Annotated in this window: 16 protein-coding genes; 10 read left to right on the top strand and 6 right to left on the bottom strand. The window is 70.6% G+C overall.

What is annotated here, in order from left to right; translation table 11 throughout:
* Positions 1-129: 129 nt before the first annotated feature.
* Positions 130-1,479: an enolase C-terminal domain-like protein gene (locus G361_RS0113500; RefSeq protein ID WP_019927614.1), complete on the top strand. Its 1,350-nt coding sequence runs from the start codon at positions 130-132 to the stop codon at positions 1,477-1,479.
* 11 nt (positions 1,480-1,490) lie between these two features.
* Here the strand turns inward: G361_RS0113500 and G361_RS0113495 are convergent, their stop codons facing one another.
* The gene (locus tag G361_RS0113495; RefSeq protein ID WP_081635380.1) at positions 1,491-2,393 is read right to left on the bottom strand and encodes an SGNH/GDSL hydrolase family protein; all 903 of its coding nucleotides are present in this window, start codon (positions 2,391-2,393) and stop codon (positions 1,491-1,493) included.
* Positions 2,394-2,494: 101 nt separating this feature from the next.
* The gene (gene mftR / locus G361_RS0113490; protein ID WP_019927612.1) at positions 2,495-3,124 is read right to left on the bottom strand and encodes a mycofactocin system transcriptional regulator; all 630 of its coding nucleotides are present in this window, start codon (positions 3,122-3,124) and stop codon (positions 2,495-2,497) included.
* A gap of 61 nt (positions 3,125-3,185) precedes the next feature.
* Here mftR and mftA point away from each other — a divergent pair, with 61 nt between their 5' ends.
* The 9 genes from mftA (at position 3,186) to G361_RS43545 (ending at position 10,378) form a co-directional block, all read left to right on the top strand.
* Entirely contained in the window at positions 3,186-3,278 is a 93-nt protein-coding gene (mftA, locus tag G361_RS47730) for a mycofactocin precursor MftA (RefSeq protein ID WP_019927611.1), read from the top strand.
* On the top strand, positions 3,268-3,594 hold the full coding sequence (gene mftB, locus G361_RS0113480; RefSeq protein WP_019927610.1) for a mycofactocin biosynthesis chaperone MftB: 327 nt from the start codon (positions 3,268-3,270) through the stop codon (positions 3,592-3,594). Before mftA ends, mftB begins: the two co-directional genes overlap by 11 nt.
* Positions 3,591-4,796, top strand: a complete 1,206-nt coding sequence (gene mftC / locus G361_RS0113475) for a mycofactocin radical SAM maturase (protein WP_019927609.1) — start codon at positions 3,591-3,593, stop codon at positions 4,794-4,796. Before mftB ends, mftC begins: the two co-directional genes overlap by 4 nt.
* Positions 4,797-4,799: 3 nt before the next feature.
* A complete protein-coding gene (locus G361_RS51455; protein ID WP_255359805.1) occupies positions 4,800-4,931 on the top strand; it encodes a hypothetical protein in 132 nt (43 codons plus the stop codon).
* Positions 4,928-5,632 carry a mycofactocin biosynthesis peptidyl-dipeptidase MftE gene (mftE, locus tag G361_RS0113470; protein WP_019927608.1) on the top strand — a complete coding sequence of 235 codons (705 nt, stop codon included), beginning with the start codon at positions 4,928-4,930 and terminating at the stop codon, positions 5,630-5,632. Before G361_RS51455 ends, mftE begins: the two co-directional genes overlap by 4 nt.
* Before the next feature lie 100 nt (positions 5,633-5,732).
* Positions 5,733-6,557 (top strand): mycofactocin-coupled SDR family oxidoreductase, encoded by an 825-nt coding sequence (locus G361_RS0113465; RefSeq protein ID WP_019927607.1) that lies wholly within the window; start codon positions 5,733-5,735, stop codon positions 6,555-6,557.
* Complete coding sequence (gene mftF, locus G361_RS0113460) at positions 6,554-7,981, top strand: mycofactocin biosynthesis glycosyltransferase MftF (protein ID WP_019927606.1); 1,428 nt, start codon at positions 6,554-6,556, stop codon at positions 7,979-7,981. Before G361_RS0113465 ends, mftF begins: the two co-directional genes overlap by 4 nt.
* A gap of 69 nt (positions 7,982-8,050) precedes the next feature.
* Positions 8,051-9,232 carry a pre-mycofactocin synthase MftD gene (gene mftD, locus G361_RS0113455; protein WP_019927605.1) on the top strand — a complete coding sequence of 394 codons (1,182 nt, stop codon included), beginning with the start codon at positions 8,051-8,053 and terminating at the stop codon, positions 9,230-9,232.
* Positions 9,233-9,241: 9 nt separating this feature from the next.
* On the top strand, positions 9,242-10,378 hold the full coding sequence (locus tag G361_RS43545) for an adenylate/guanylate cyclase domain-containing protein (RefSeq protein WP_019927604.1): 1,137 nt from the start codon (positions 9,242-9,244) through the stop codon (positions 10,376-10,378).
* Between the two features lie 73 nt (positions 10,379-10,451).
* Here G361_RS43545 and G361_RS0113445 read toward each other — a convergent pair whose 3' ends face one another.
* The 4 genes from G361_RS0113445 to G361_RS0113430 all read right to left on the bottom strand — a co-directional run bounded on the left by G361_RS0113445 (position 10,452) and on the right by G361_RS0113430 (position 14,386).
* On the bottom strand, positions 10,452-11,930 hold the full coding sequence (locus G361_RS0113445; protein ID WP_026342996.1) for an aldehyde dehydrogenase: 1,479 nt from the start codon (positions 11,928-11,930) through the stop codon (positions 10,452-10,454).
* Between the two features lie 27 nt (positions 11,931-11,957).
* Entirely contained in the window at positions 11,958-12,692 is a 735-nt protein-coding gene (locus G361_RS0113440) for a hypothetical protein (RefSeq protein ID WP_019927602.1), read from the bottom strand.
* Positions 12,693-12,726: 34 nt separating this feature from the next.
* Complete coding sequence (locus G361_RS0113435) at positions 12,727-13,254, bottom strand: hypothetical protein (RefSeq protein WP_155981438.1); 528 nt, start codon at positions 13,252-13,254, stop codon at positions 12,727-12,729.
* Positions 13,255-13,438: 184 nt separating this feature from the next.
* Positions 13,439-14,386: a LysR family transcriptional regulator gene (locus G361_RS0113430; protein ID WP_019927600.1), complete on the bottom strand. Its 948-nt coding sequence runs from the start codon at positions 14,384-14,386 to the stop codon at positions 13,439-13,441.
* Positions 14,387-14,495: the final 109 nt, after the last annotated feature.

Raw genomic sequence — 14,495 nt, 5'->3', positions numbered from 1 at the left:
AACCGGTGCCGATCGGGTATCGGGCCATGCCTCTTCGGTGTTGGACGGGTATCGGGGTGGGGGTTAGTTTCGGGTGCGTGATTGCCGCGTGGCCGTGGGCGGCCCGCTCACCTCGGCAGGAAGTTGGCGATGATCGTGTCTGTCGGAGTGCCCGTGGTCACCGGGATGCGGGTCGTGCCGGTGGCCGGTCACGACAGTATGTTGCTGAATCTCAGTGGGGCACATGGTCCGTACTTCACGCGGAATCTGATGATCGTCGAGGATTCGGACGGGAACACCGGGCTCGGTGAGGTGCCGGGTGGGGAGGCGATCCGGGAGACGCTCGAGCAGGCGCGGGCGCTGGTGGTCGGGCGGCGGGTCGGGGATCACCACGCGGTGCTCGGGGATATGCGGCGGGTGTTCGGGGGGCGGGACGCCGGGGGACGGGGTGCGCAGACCTTCGATCTGAGGGTCGCGGTGCACGCGGTGACCGCGGTCGAGTCGGCGTTGCTGGATCTGCTCGGACGGCATCTCGGGTTGCCGGTGGCGGCGTTGCTCGGGGACGGGCAGCAGCGGGATCGGGTGCGGGCGCTGGGATATCTGTTCTTCGTCGGCGATCGGGACCGGACCGATCTCGCCTATCGCGGGCCCGGTGACGAGGCCGCGGGCGCCGACGACTGGCTGCGGTTGCGGCACGAGGAGGCGCTCACGCCGGCGGCGGTGGTGCGGCTGGCCGAGGCCGCGCACGCGCGGTACGGGTTCACGGACTTCAAGCTGAAGGGCGGGGTGCTGGCCGGGCCCGCGGAGGCGGAGGTGGTGCGGGCCCTTGCCGAGCGGTTCCCGGATGCGCGGATCACGCTCGATCCGAACGGGGGGTGGTTGCTGCGGGACGCCATCGCGCTGGGCCGGGAACTCGCCGATGTGCTCGCCTACGCGGAGGATCCGGTGGGGGCCGAGGACGGTTACTCCGGCCGTGAGGTGATGGCCGAGTTCAAGCGGGCCACCGGGTTGCGGACGGCCACCAATATGATCGCCACCGATTGGCGGGAGCTCGGTCATGCCGTGAAGGCCGACGCGGTCGACATTCCGCTGGCCGATCCGCATTTCTGGACCATGCACGGTTCGGTGCGGGTCGCGCAGCTGTGTCAGGCGTGGGGGCTCACCTGGGGGTCGCACTCCAACAACCACTTCGACGTATCGCTGGCGATGTTCACCCACGTCGCCGCCGCCGCGCCCGGCGAGATCACCGCGATCGACACGCACTGGATCTGGCAGGACGGGCAGCGGCTCACCGTCGAGCCGCCGGTGATCCGCGACGGTCGGCTCACCGTCGGCGACGCGCCGGGGCTCGGGGTCGAACTCGATCCGGAGCGGGTCGAGGCCGCGTACGAGCTGTATCTGCGCGAAGGTCTCGGCGGTCGTGACGACGCGGTCGCCATGCGGTATCTGATTCCGGATTGGCGATTCGACAGCAAACGTCCGGCGCTGTGCCGGGACTGATCGGGTCCGGTTCAGCCGAGGGCGGCGACGACCTCGCGGGCGATGGCCTGCTCACCGAGGGTGTTGGGGTGCAGCGGCACCACCGACGGGGTGCTCAGGGACGGGATCAGCCCGTTCACCCATTGCCGGTCCGGGGCCGCGCACATGTCGTGGCCCACGCTGGGCGCGGCGGTGTCGACGTAGTGCGCGTCGTGCCGCGCGGCCGCGGTACGCAGCAGATCGTTGAGGCGGGCCAGCACGCTGTTCAGGTAGTCCACGTCGGCGGGCCAGGCAGGTTGCTGCGGGCAACCGCCGGGCGACGAGACGGTCGGATAGCCGACGACCAGGACGGTGGCGCGGGGTGCGCGGGCATGGATGTCGTCGAGTGCCCGGCCGTACGTGGGAACCAGCCCGGCGAGCCGATCGCCCATCCCGTCGCCGCCGCCGGCGGTGAAACCCTCGGTGCAGGAGTGGCCGAAGGGCTGCGGCAGCGGGTTGAAGCAGTTCAGCGCCTGCGCCGCGAGCCCGATGTCGTTGCCGCCCATGGTCAGGGTGACCAGGGTGGTGCCGGGGGTGAGCGCGTCGAACTGCGGTGGGGTCGCCCCGCCGCCGCCGATCAGCGCCGGCTGCGGGCCGTAGAGATTCGCCAGGGTGGCGCCCCCGCAGGTCGCGTCGCGGAAGGTGGTGGCGTGCAACTGTTGTGCGACCAGCGACGGATAGTCGACCTGCGATTGCAGGCAGTTGTTCAGATCGCGCTCGGGGAACACCCCGCTGCCCGCCGCGAACGAATCTCCCAGCGCCACATAGTGGATCTCGGCGTTGCCGGCCGCGGCCGGCGCGGTGAACGCGGCCGCGCCGCCGACGGCCAGCGCGGAGACCGCGGCGGTGTGCGCCAGCCGGCGCATGATCGGTGTTCTCTTCTCGTGCGTCCGCATTCGATCCCTACCCCGTCCGGTGTGCCGATGTGCAGTATGCCGAGTTTGGGCGTTTCGCTCCAGGCATTGACGGCACACGGCTCATCATGGCGCGGCGATCTTCAATTTTTCGTGAGGGGACCGGGCACGCCGAGGGTGGCGTCGTCGAATCCGGCTCGCAGCGCCGACAGCGCGGCGTCCAGATAGACGATCAGGTCGGCCTCGGCCTCGGTCACCCAGCGGTCGTAGGCGGCCCGGCACACCGCGAGGGTGGCGCGGCCGACGGCGAGCGCGGCCAGCGAGTCCGGTGAACCGCCGGTGCGCTGCGCGACGAATTCGCTGATCGCGCGCTCCCAGGCGTCGTAGTGCACGGCCGCGCTGGCGGCCAGTTCCGGAACCGACCCGAGCAGGCCCACCCGGACGCGCAGTTCGGGCACGTCCTCGGCGCTGTAGGTGTTGGCGGTGAGCACGGCCCGGCGCACCGAATCCATCACCGACAGCTCGTCCGGCGATTCGGCGAGCAGGGCGCGGATGGTGCCCACTTCCTGGTCGAACTCGTTCAGCAGCACCGCCGCCTTCGATTCGAAGTAGCGGAAGAAGGTGCGTGGACTGACCCCGGCCGCGGACGCGATCTGGTCGACGGTCGTCTCCTCGAAGCCCTGCTCGGCGAACAGCCGCAGCGCGATGAGCTCGAGATTGCGATTGCTCGTGCGCCGGGGCCGGCCGCGCGGACCGGGTCTTGTTTCTGTCACGTCATGACATTATCTTACAAAGAGAACGAGATTACCGTCACACGAAAAAAAGGAGGCCGACATGGCTGAGAACAAGGTCGACCAGTCCACCGAACTCCTCGACGATCTGCTGGTCGAAGAGGTGTCGATCGACGGAATGTGCGGTGTCTACTGAGCTGAGCGCCGCCGCGGGCGCTGCCCCGGCGGCGCCCGCCCCGTTCGACCTCGAGGCCGCCTGGCAGGTCTCGGAGCTGGTGTCGATCCGGCCCGAACGGTTCGGCGCGATGCTCTACCACTTCGGCAACCGGCGGCTGTCCTTCCTGAAGAACCGCACGTTGTTCACGGTCCTGCAGGGCCTGGCCGAATCCGGCAGTGCCCGCGACGCCTGTCTGGCGGCCGGGCTCACCGAGGCCGACCTGCCCGTCTACCGCAACGCCCTCGCCGCCCTCGCGGCCTCCGACATGATCCGGGAAAGGACCGATCCGCAGTGACCGCCACCCCGCTGCCCCTGGTCGAACAGTTCCAGTTCGGGCTCGAATCACCCATCTGCCTCACCTGGGAACTGACCTACGCCTGCAACCTGTCCTGCGTGCACTGCCTGTCCAGCTCGGGCCGGCGCGATCCGCGGGAACTGACCACCGCCGAATGCAAGTCGCTGATCGACGAGTTCGAGCGGATGCAGGTCTTCTACGTGAACATCGGCGGCGGGGAACCGACCGTGCGCCCGGACTTCTGGGAACTGGTCGACTACGCGACCGACCACCACGTCGGAGTCAAGTTCTCCACCAACGGTATTCGCATCACCGACGAGGCGGCCCACAAGGTCGCCGGCAACAGCTATGTGGACGTGCAGATCTCGCTGGACGGCGCCACCGCGGAGATCAACGACGCGGTGCGCGGCGCGGGCTCCTACGCCACCTCGATGCGTGCGCTGGACCGGCTGGCCGCCGCGGGTGCGAAGGATATGAAGCTGTCGGTCGTGATGACCCGGCACAATGTCGCTCAGCTCGACGAGTTCGCCGCCATCGCAGACCGTTACGGCGCACAGCTGCGCCTGACCCGGTTGCGTCCGTCCGGCCGTGGCGCCGACGTATGGGACGACCTGCACCTGCTGCCGGCCCAGCAGCGCGAGCTGTACGACTGGCTGCTCGGTCACGGTGAGCGGGTGCTGACCGGCGATTCCTTCTTCCACCTCGCGGGTTACGGCGAATCGCTGCCGGGCCTGAACCTGTGCGGCGCCGGTCGCGTGGTGTGCCTGGTCGACCCGGTCGGCGACGTGTACGCCTGCCCGTTCGCCATCCACGACGAATTCCTCGCCGGAAACGTCCGCACCCCGGGCGGATTCGAGCGGGTCTGGCGGGAGTCGGAGCTGTTCACCGAGCTGCGCCGCCCGCAGACCGGTGGCGCCTGCACCTCGTGCTCGGCCTACGACAGCTGCCGCGGCGGCTGCATGGCCGCCAAGTTCTTCACCGGCCTGCCGCTGGACGGCCCGGATCCGGAATGCGTACGCGGCCATGGCGAATCGGCCCTGGCGACCGCCGACCGGACCGTCGCCCCCAAGCCCACCGGTGACCATTCGCACCGCGGCAAGAAGGTCACCCTCGGCCTGCCCGGCATGCCGCAGCGCGCCTGCGACGAGAACCCGCTGTCCGATTTCGCGGCCACCCTGGCCGATACCGGCGCCCGGGGCTGAGTCATGGCTCGTCCCTTCGGTTCCGCTGTCCTCGCCGTCACCACCGCCGCGGCCCTGTCGGGTTCCGGTGCGGCCCTGGACAGTTCGGCGGCGGTGCTGTCGAGCCTGGTGGCATCGGGGAGACGGCGACCATGACCCGCCTGGCCGACCTGACCTGGACCGACGTGCGCGACCGCGCGGCCGCCGGTGCGTTGCTGGCGGTGCCGATCGGCGCCACCGAGCAGCACGGACCGCATCTGCCGCTGAGCACCGACACCGATATCGCGGTGGCACTGTGCGATCGGCTCGCGCGGTCCCGCGCCGACGTCCTGGTCGCGCCGCCGGTGGCCTACGGCGCCAGTGGCGAGCACGCCGGATTCCCGGGCACGCTGTCGATCGGCCTCGAGGCCACCGAACTGCTGCTGCTGGAACTGGGCCGGTCCGCCTGCGACACCTTCGAGCATCTGCTGTTCGTCTCGGCCCACGGCGGCAACGCCGCACCGGTGGCCCGCGCGGCCGCTCGGTTGCGCGCGGAAACCCGTGACGTGCAAGTCTTCTCGCCGCGCTGGTCCGGCGACCCGCATGCGGGCCGCACCGAGACGGCGCTGCTGCTGGCGCTGCGGCCGGAGGCGGTCCATCCGGCCCGCGCCGTCCCGGGCAACACCAGCCCGCTCACCGAACTGATGCCGGACCTCCGCTCCGGCGGTGTCCGCGCCGTGAGCGAATCCGGCATCCTCGGCGACCCCACCGGCGCCACCGCCGCCGAGGGCGCCACCCTGCTCGACACCCTGACCACCGCACTGCTCCGGGAGGTGACCACATGGCGCGAACCGTCCGCCGCCGTCGCGTCCCGATGACGCCGCCGGGTCCGTGGCCGCGGACCTGCGCTGTGGGCGAGACCATTCCACATCCGCGTGCGGCCGGTGCGCGACCCGGGACGAAGGACGAGGTGCGAGCATGAGCGATCGGGATTCGGAGCCGGGGCGCGGCGCGGGCCGGGTGGCTCTGGTGACCGGTGCCGCGCGCGGTATCGGCGCGGCGACCGTGCTGGCCCTGGCCGAGCGCGGCTGGTCGGTGGTGGCCGTCGACCTGGCCGCCGACGATCCGCATCTGCCGTACGCCATGGGCACCCGCGACGAGCTGGAGGCCGTGGTGCTGGCCGCGAAAGAGGCCGGGGGACAGGCTATTTCGTATATCGCCGATGTGCGTGACACCGAGGCGCTGCGCGGCGCGGTGACGACGGCGGTGGACAACTGGGGCGGGCTGGACGCGGCGCTCGCCGTGGCGGGCGTGATGACCGGCGGAGTTCCGTTGTGGGAGCAGTCCGTCGAGGAGGAACGGGTGGTCCTCGACATCTGCCTCGGCGGCGTCATGAATCTGGCGCGGGCGGCGATACCCGCGCTGCTCGCGCGGCCCGAGCCGCGATCGGGGCGGTTCCTGGCGATCGCCTCGGCGGCGGCCACCAAGGGACTGCCGATGCTGGCGGCGTACTGCGCCGCGAAAGCCGGTGTGACGGGACTGATCCGGGCACTGGCCGCGGAACTCGGCAGCAGTGGGGTGACCGCGAACGCGGTCAGTCCCGGCTCGACCGATACCGCGATTCTCGCCGAGACCGCTCGGCTGTACGGACTGCCGGAACCGGGGCGGTTCGCTTACCAGCAGCCGGTGGGCCGGCTGCTGGAACCTGCCGAGATCGCTTCGGTGCTGGCATTTCTCGCCGGTGCGGAATCCGGGGCGATGACCGGTTCGATCGTTTCCGCGGACGGAGGGCTGTCACTGTGACCGAGAACTATGCGCTGGCTACAACACTCAGCGCGATCGATCCACTGCCGACCGGATTCCACGTGGTACCGGACGCGAGCGTGCGACTGCTGCCCGGGAATCTCTGGTGGGGCGGAACCCCTTCGCGCGTCCTGCGATTGACCCCCGCCGGGAGCCGGTTGTGGCAGCAGCTGGAGGCGGGGCCGGTGACCAGCCGGGCCGCCGGGGTGCTGGCCCGCCGGCTGACCGATTCGGGTCTCGCGCATCCGCGGCCGCCGCGGCCGGAGGTCCGGCCCAATCTCACCGTGGTGATCCCGATCCGCGACCGCGCCGCCATGCTGGCGCGCTGCCTGGACGCCCTCGGCGCGGACTATCCGGTGGTCGTGATCGACGACGGCTCCGACGATCCGGTATCGCTGGCCGCCGTGGCCGACCGCCCGGGGGTGACGCTGATCCGGCACGACCGCAACCGCGGTCCCGCAGCGGCGCGCAACACCGCGCTGCGCCGGGTCCGCACCGAGCTGATCGCCTTCCTGGACAGCGACTGTGTGCCGGAGCCGGACTGGATCGACAGTCTCGCAGGGCATTTCGCCGATCCGGTGGTGGCCGCGGTGGCGCCGCGGATCGTCACGCTGCCCACCGGCGGACATACCCGCCGCTGCGGACTGGATCTCGGTGACCGCCCGGCGCGGGTGCAGCCGCAGGGCGCGGTGGCCTATGTACCCACCGCCGCGCTGCTGGTGCGCCGCGGCGCCGTACTCGATGTCGGCTGGGACGGTGAGGCTTTCGATCCCGACCTGCGTGTCGGCGAGGACGTCGACCTGGTGTGGCGGCTGCACGAGGCGGGCTGGCGGGTGCGCTACGACCCGGCCGTGCGGGTCGCGCACGAGGAGCCGGTCGCGCTGCCGCGGCTGCTGGCCCGGCGCTTCCGCTACGGCACCTCGGCCGCGCCACTGGCACAACTGCATCCGGGCAGCGTGCCGCCGCTGATCGTGCATCCCTGGGCGGTGCTGACGGTGTTCGGGCTGATTGCCCGGCGGCCGTCGCTGGCGCTGGCCGGGGCGATCGGCAGCGCCGCCACCGTCGCGGTGCCGCTCGACCGCGCCGGGGTGCCGGCCGATCTCGCCCTCGGCGCGACAGCCGCCGGTGTCCACCGCACCGCCGTCGAAACCGGAAGATACGCAACGCAGTTCGCGGCGCCGCTGATACTGGCGGCGGCCCTGCCCGGCGGCCGGCGCCGCTGGGGCCGGCGGCTGGCCCTGGCCGCACTGCTCCTGGCGACCGGCCTGCGCGACGGCGCCGACGGTCGTCCGCTGCGCACCGCCGCGTACCGGCTCGCCGACGACGTGGCCTACGGCGCCGGCGTCTATACCGGGTGCGTGCGAAACCGAACCTGGAAGCCGTTGCGCCCGAAGTTCGTCCGCCCACGCATGCGCGGCAACTGAGACGCACCAACACATTCCATCGCGGCCCGACCGGGCCGCGCCGAACAATACTGCAACAAGGAGACTTTCATGGCCGGTGGCTGGTTCGAGACCGTGGCCGAGGCGCAGCGTCGCGCGCAGAAGCGACTGCCGCCGTCGGTGTACAGCGCGCTGCTGGCCGGTTCGGAGAAGGGCGTCACCTATCGGGACAACATGAGCGCCTTCGACGAGATCGGCTTCGCGCCACTGACCGCGGGCATGTCCGGTAAGCGCGACCTGTCCACCACCTTTCTGGGACAGGAGATCTCGCTGCCGGTGATCATCTCCCCGACCGGGGTGCAGGCGGTGCATCCGGACGGCGAGGTGGCCGTGGCGCGCGCCGCCGCCGCCCGCGGCACCGCGATGGGGCTGAGCTCGTTCGCGAGCAAGCCGGTGGAGGATGTGATCGCCGCCAATCCGAAGACCTTCTACCAGCTCTACTGGATCGGGTCCCGCGACGATATGCTGCGCCGCCTGGACCGGGCCCGGCAGGCCGGGGCGCTGGCGATCATCCTCACCCTGGACTGGTCGTTCTCCTACGGCCGCGACTGGGGCAGCCCGCACATCCCGGAGAAGCTCACCTTCCGCGAGGCCATGCGCTTCGCGCCGGAGGCGCTGCGCCGGCCGGGCTGGCTGTGGTCGTTCGCGCGGACCGGGCACATCCCGGACCTCACCGCGCCGAATATGGCCGCCGCCGACGGCACGGTGCCGACCTTCTTCGGTGCGTACGGCGAATGGATGAACACCGCGCCGCCGTCCTGGGACGATGTGCGCTGGCTGGTGGAACAGTGGGAGGGCCCGCTGCTGCTCAAGGGCGTCTACCGGGTCGACGAGGCGCGGCGCGCCGTCGACGCCGGAGTGGCCGCCATCTCGGTGTCCAACCACGGCGGCAACAACCTCGACGGCACCCCGGCCTCGATCCGCGCGCTGCCCGCGATCGTGGACGCGGTCGGCGATCAGCTCGAGGTCGTGATCGACGGCGGCATCCGCCGCGGCAGCGATGTGGTGAAGGCCGTGGCCCTCGGCGCTCGCGCGGTGATGATCGGCCGCGCCTACCTGTGGGGCCTCGCCGCCAACGGCCAGGCCGGCGTCGAGAACGTGCTCGACGTGCTGCGCAACGGTATCGATTCCACGCTACTGGCCCTGGGGCACAGCTCGATCCACGATCTGAGCCGCTCGGACGTGCTGCTACCGCCGGACTTCGTGCGCGCCCTCGGCACCGGCGACCGGTAGCGGTGGGCCGTGTCCGCGTCGCCGCTGCCGGGCCCCGGCGATTCGCCGCTGCCGGGCCCCGGCGATTCGACACTGCCGGGCCCCGGCGATTCGGTACTGCCGGGCCCCGGCGATTCGACACTGCCGGGCCCCGGCGATTCGGTACTGCCGGGCCCCGGCGATCCGATGCCGCCGGGCCCCGGTGACTCGATCCCGCCGGGCCCCGGTGACTCGGGACCGGTGCCCCCGGGTCTCGGGGAACCGTTGTGCTACACCGCAGCCGAGGCGGCGACCGCCGCGGGTGTCACGGTGCAACGCGCCCGCCGGTACTGGCGGGCGCTGGGCTACCCCCAGGCCCCGGACGGCGCGCTGGAATTCACCGCCTCCGACGTCGAACTGCTGCGCCTGATCACCGGTTACGTCACCGACGGGGCGCTCGACGAGCCGGAATCGTTGCGGCTCACCAGGATTCTCAGTCGGGCGATCGGCTATCTGGCGCAGTTGCAGATGGAGATCGTCGCCAGTCACCGGGACCGCTCCCGGGCCGTGGGCCGGGACGCGGTCGAGCAACTGGTGCTGCGGATGCCGGAGGCCCAGTGGGTACTCGGGCAGATGTGGCGACGGCAGGTGTCGACCGCGATCGGCCGGTTGGACGAGACCGCCGAATCCGAGATGCCCGTCGCCGGTGTGGGTTTCGCGGATATCGTGGGCTTCACCGAACTGAGCCGGTCGTATTCGGACATCGATCTGAAGCGGCTGATCGCGCGGTTCGAGTACCGCGCCACCGAGATCGTCGCCGACTGCGGCGGCAACGTGGTGAAGATGCTCGGCGACGAGGTGCTGTTCACCACCGACACCGCGGTCGACCTGGCCGATATCGCGACCCGGCTGGCGGCGCGGTTCGCCACCGACTCGCTGATTCCGGGGGTCCGGATCGGGCTGGCCCACGGTTCGGTGCTGCACTATCTCGGAGATGTGTTCGGCCCCACGGTGAATCTGGCCAGCCGGCTCACCGCCCTCGCCGAGCCGCACACCGTGCTGGCCGCCCCGGAGGTGGCCGGCGAACTGGCCGGGCATCCGGGCTTCGAACTGAAGTCGCTGGGGGAGCGGGATATTCGTGGCGTCGGCCCGGTCGAGCCGATCCGGGTGGAGCGCGCGCGGGCCTAGCCGCGCGGTGCGGGAAGTCCGTGTGGGCGCCGGTCAGAGGGTCCCGGCGCCCACACCCGCCAATTGGTTCGGGTCAGCGGATGACGAACGGATTGCCCACCGGCGCACCGGTGTTGATCCACACGGTCTTGTTCTCGAGGTATTCCTCGACGGCGGCGATGCCGTTCTCCCGGCCGATGCCGGAGTCCTTGAACCCGCCGAAGGGGGCCAGATAGCTCACCGCACGATAGGTGTTCACCCACACCGTGCCGGAGCGGATGCGGTCGGCCATGCGGAATCCGCGGCCGATGTCGGAGGTCCAGACGCCGGCCGCGAGGCCGAACCGCACGTCGTTGGCGAGGGCGACGGCATGCTCCTCGTCGTCGAAGGGGATGACGGCGAGTACCGGGCCGAACACCTCCTCCTGCGCGATCCGCATCGAGTTGTCGACGCCGGTGAAGATGGTCGGCTCCACGAACCAGCCGTTGCCGCATTCCGGCCGCTGCGCCGGTCCGCCACCCAGAACCACCTGTGCGCCTTCGGCTTTCGCCACGTCGATGTAGTCGAGCACCTTCCGGTACTGCGGCGGCGTGGTGACCGGGCCGACCTGGGTGGTCTCGTCACGCGGATCGCCCATCCGCGCCGATTTCGCCAATTCCACGACGCGGCCGACGAATTCGTCGTGGATCTCGCGCTGTACGAGCAGCCGCGAGCCGGCCAGGCAGGTCTGCCCGGTGGCCGCGAAGATCCCCGACACCACGCCGTTGACCGCGGCGTCCAGATCCGCGTCGGCGAACACGATATTCGGTGACTTGCCGCCCAATTCGAGGCTGACGTGCTTGAAGTCCTTGGCCGCCGCGGATCCGATGAACCGGCCGGTGCCGTCCGAGCCGGTGAAGCTGATCTTGCGGATCAGCGGATGTTCGACCAGCGGTGAGCCGACGTCCGCGCCGAATCCGGTGACCACGTTGATCACCCCGGGCGGCACACCCGCCTCGTCGAACAGCCGCACCAGTTCGACGGCGGACGCGGAGGTGAACTCCGACGGCTTGATCACCACCGTGCAGCCGGCCGCCAGCGCGGGCGCCAGCTTCCAGGTGAGCAGCATCAGCGGCGAATTCCACGGCGTGATGATGCCGACCACGCCGACCGGCTCCTTCTTCGTGTACGCGAAGTAGCCCTTCTTGTCCAGCGGCAGCACCGTGCCCTCGGCCTTGTCCGCCAGCCCGCCGTAGTAGTAGAACCACTGCGGCAGGTAGGAGACCTGCGCGAACATCTCGGCGTAGAGCTTGCCGTTGTCGCGGGTCTCCAGTTCGGCCAGCCGCTGCGCGTGCTCGGCGAGCACGTCGCCGAGCTTGCGCAGCAGCGCGCCGCGCTGACTGGGGGTGAATTCCGGCCAGGGACCGGAGGTGAAGGCCCGGTGTGCGGCCGTGACGGCGGCGTCGACATCGTCGGCGCCGCCCTTCGCGATCTGCGCCCAGGAGGTGCCCAGATAGGGGTTATCGGTGGAGAACCACTCTCTCCCGAGAGGAGAATGATCCTTCCCGTCGATGAACATCGGATACTGCATCATGGGAACCATACTGGCGCAGGAGTGCGCTCAGCTGTTGGCCGGTGCCGCCTGCGGGGCGGATCCGTGCTGCGCCTGGAGCTGGTTGAAGGTCGAGACACCGGTGGCGATGCCCACCGGCACCGCCGCGAGAACGCCGCCGACGGTGGCGCCGAGGCCGCCGACCGCGGTCGCGCCGACCAGGCAGCTCGCGACGATGGCGGGCACGGTGAGGGTGCCGAGCGAGGCCAGCGCCATCAGGGTACCGCCGGTGGCGATGCCGAACGGGCAGCCGGCGATGATCCCGACGATCGAGCCGCCGAGCACGCCGACCCCCATCGCCAGGCCCATCTGACCGTTGGCGGTCTCGATGGCGGTGTGCAGGTCGGAGTTGAAGTCGCCGACCGGCTGGGCCTGCCGGCCCACCGGGGCCGCGGCGGGATCGGTGACCTCGGCCACCGATGCGGCGGCAGGCGCGGGTGCCGCCACACCGGTGTCGGCGGGCGAGATCGCCTGGACGGGAGCCCCGTACAGCGCGTTACCGGCCGCGTCCTGGATACCGATCTGGCCCGCGCGCATCGCGACGCTGCCGATCGGCGTGTTGATCACGGCCGCGTTCTGGGCCACATTGCCGGTGTACTGCACGCCGGGGGCCAGATCGACGGTGATCGATTTCTGCTGGGGGTCCTGGGACACGGTGTCGGCGTTGGCCGTTCCCGCGGCGATCGCCACCGCCGCCATCGCGGTCAGGGCGGTCAGGGTCGCGCCCTGGGTCTTCACCTTCATGGTCTGCTCGTTTCTGGATAAGCCGAAGGGGTGGTTACTGGGCGTCCGGCAGCGGTTGCGCGATCAGGCCCTTGGAGTGCAGGTTCGCGTACTCCTGCCCGGCCGCGTCGGCCAGCGGTCCGGCGCCGGTGACGATGCTGCCGATGGTGCCGCCGAGGAATCCGGCGGTGCCGGCGCCGACGACACAGCCACCGATCGCCATGACCGGGGTGAGGACCGGTACGGCCACGACCAGCGAACCCGCGGTCACCGCCCCGAGGCCACAGCCGACGACCGCGCCGAGCCCGGAGCCGATCACGCGGCCCATGGTGGAGTCGGTGCCCCACGCCATGGCGATCGCGTCGAACGCCTTGGTGTACTCGGCATTCGGATCCACGGGCCCGCCGGGGGCCGCGGCGGGAGCCTGGTGCTCGTCGACCGGCTCGGCGGCGGGGGCGGCAACGGATTCGGACACGAGCGGGCCGGCGACCGCGACCGCGTTGTCCGTACTGGACGGAGCCGCGGCGGCGGTGCCCGCGGTGACAGCGGACGCGGCGACAGCGAGCGCGAAAAGCGCTGTCACCCTGGAGACCTGGTTCATGGGTTCTGGCTCTCTCTCATGTGCGGTGCCGATGCCCGCAAATCATGAGTGATGCAGAACACATCTGAGAAATAACAATCCCGTATGTCGGCATACACCGATGTCATACTTCGAGAATGGCATTGCCATACGGACGATCGTGGTTCTGGCAAAACAGTATCGTGTTCTACCGGTCGGTGGCGGCGTGATCCTTCCAGCGCGCGGACGGCCAGCGCCCCGCCTGGACCGCGGTGCGCACCTGCCGGACCAGTTCCTGCGCGACGACCTCCGCGGCCGCCGGCAACCGCCCGGTGCGCGGCATGCCGAGCACCACCACCCGGCGAATCTCGGGCTCGCACAACGGCGCCGCGCTCAGCAACCCGGCCGACACGTCCGCGACGATGCCCGCGCCGGGCAGGATGGTCCACCCGTGCCCGCCGAGTACGAACTGCTTCTGCAGCGCCAGGGAATTGGTCTGCACGCTCACGTCGAAGAGGATGTCGTTGCGCGCCGCGGCGGTGTCGATGAGCGCGCGCAGGGCGTGCCCGGGAGCGGGCATCACCAGTGACTGCTCGGCGACCTCGGCCAGCGTGATCGGCTCGTCGGCCCGCAGTCCGGCCTCCGGCGGCGCCACCGCCCACAGCTGCTCGCTCAGCAGCGGCGCGACGTTCACCGAGGGGGTGTCGGTGAGGTTGTACAGCAGCGTGACGTCGAGATCGCCGTCGTCGAGCCAGCGTTGCAGATGGCCGGAATAGCCGGTGAGCATTCGCAATTCGATATGCGGATGGTTCGCCTTGACCGCGGTCACCAGCGGTTCGGCCAGCGTGTCGATCGTGCTCTCCAGCAGCCCGACGGTGACCTGCCCGGCGACCTCGCCGCGCTGGGGCTGGATCTCCGCGGTGGCACGGGCCAGTTCGCGCAGCGCCCGCCGGGCGCGTTCGGCCATGATCGCGCCCGCCTCGGTGAGCTGCATACCGTTGCGGGTGCGTTCGAACAGCGTGACGCCGAGTTCGGTCTCCATCGCGCGGATCTGCCGGGTGACCGCCGGCTGCACGAGGTGCAGCAACTCCGCCGCCCGGGTCACGCTGCCGACCTCGGCCACGGTCACCAGTGCCTTCAGTTGTTTCAGGTCCACCGGATCTCCTTATCGCGTCCCGGCATGGGAGCCATCAAGAGATGGTATTTCACATGCCTATCCATCAGAGTTCATGATGGTACTGCGGACGGAGTGTCCGGATCCAGAC

The organism is Nocardia sp. BMG111209 (genome assembly GCF_000381925.1).
Lineage (GTDB): Bacteria > Actinomycetota > Actinomycetes > Mycobacteriales > Mycobacteriaceae > Nocardia.
Note: the sequence above shows the minus strand (reverse complement) of the source record. Positions and strands in the feature narration are given on the sequence as shown.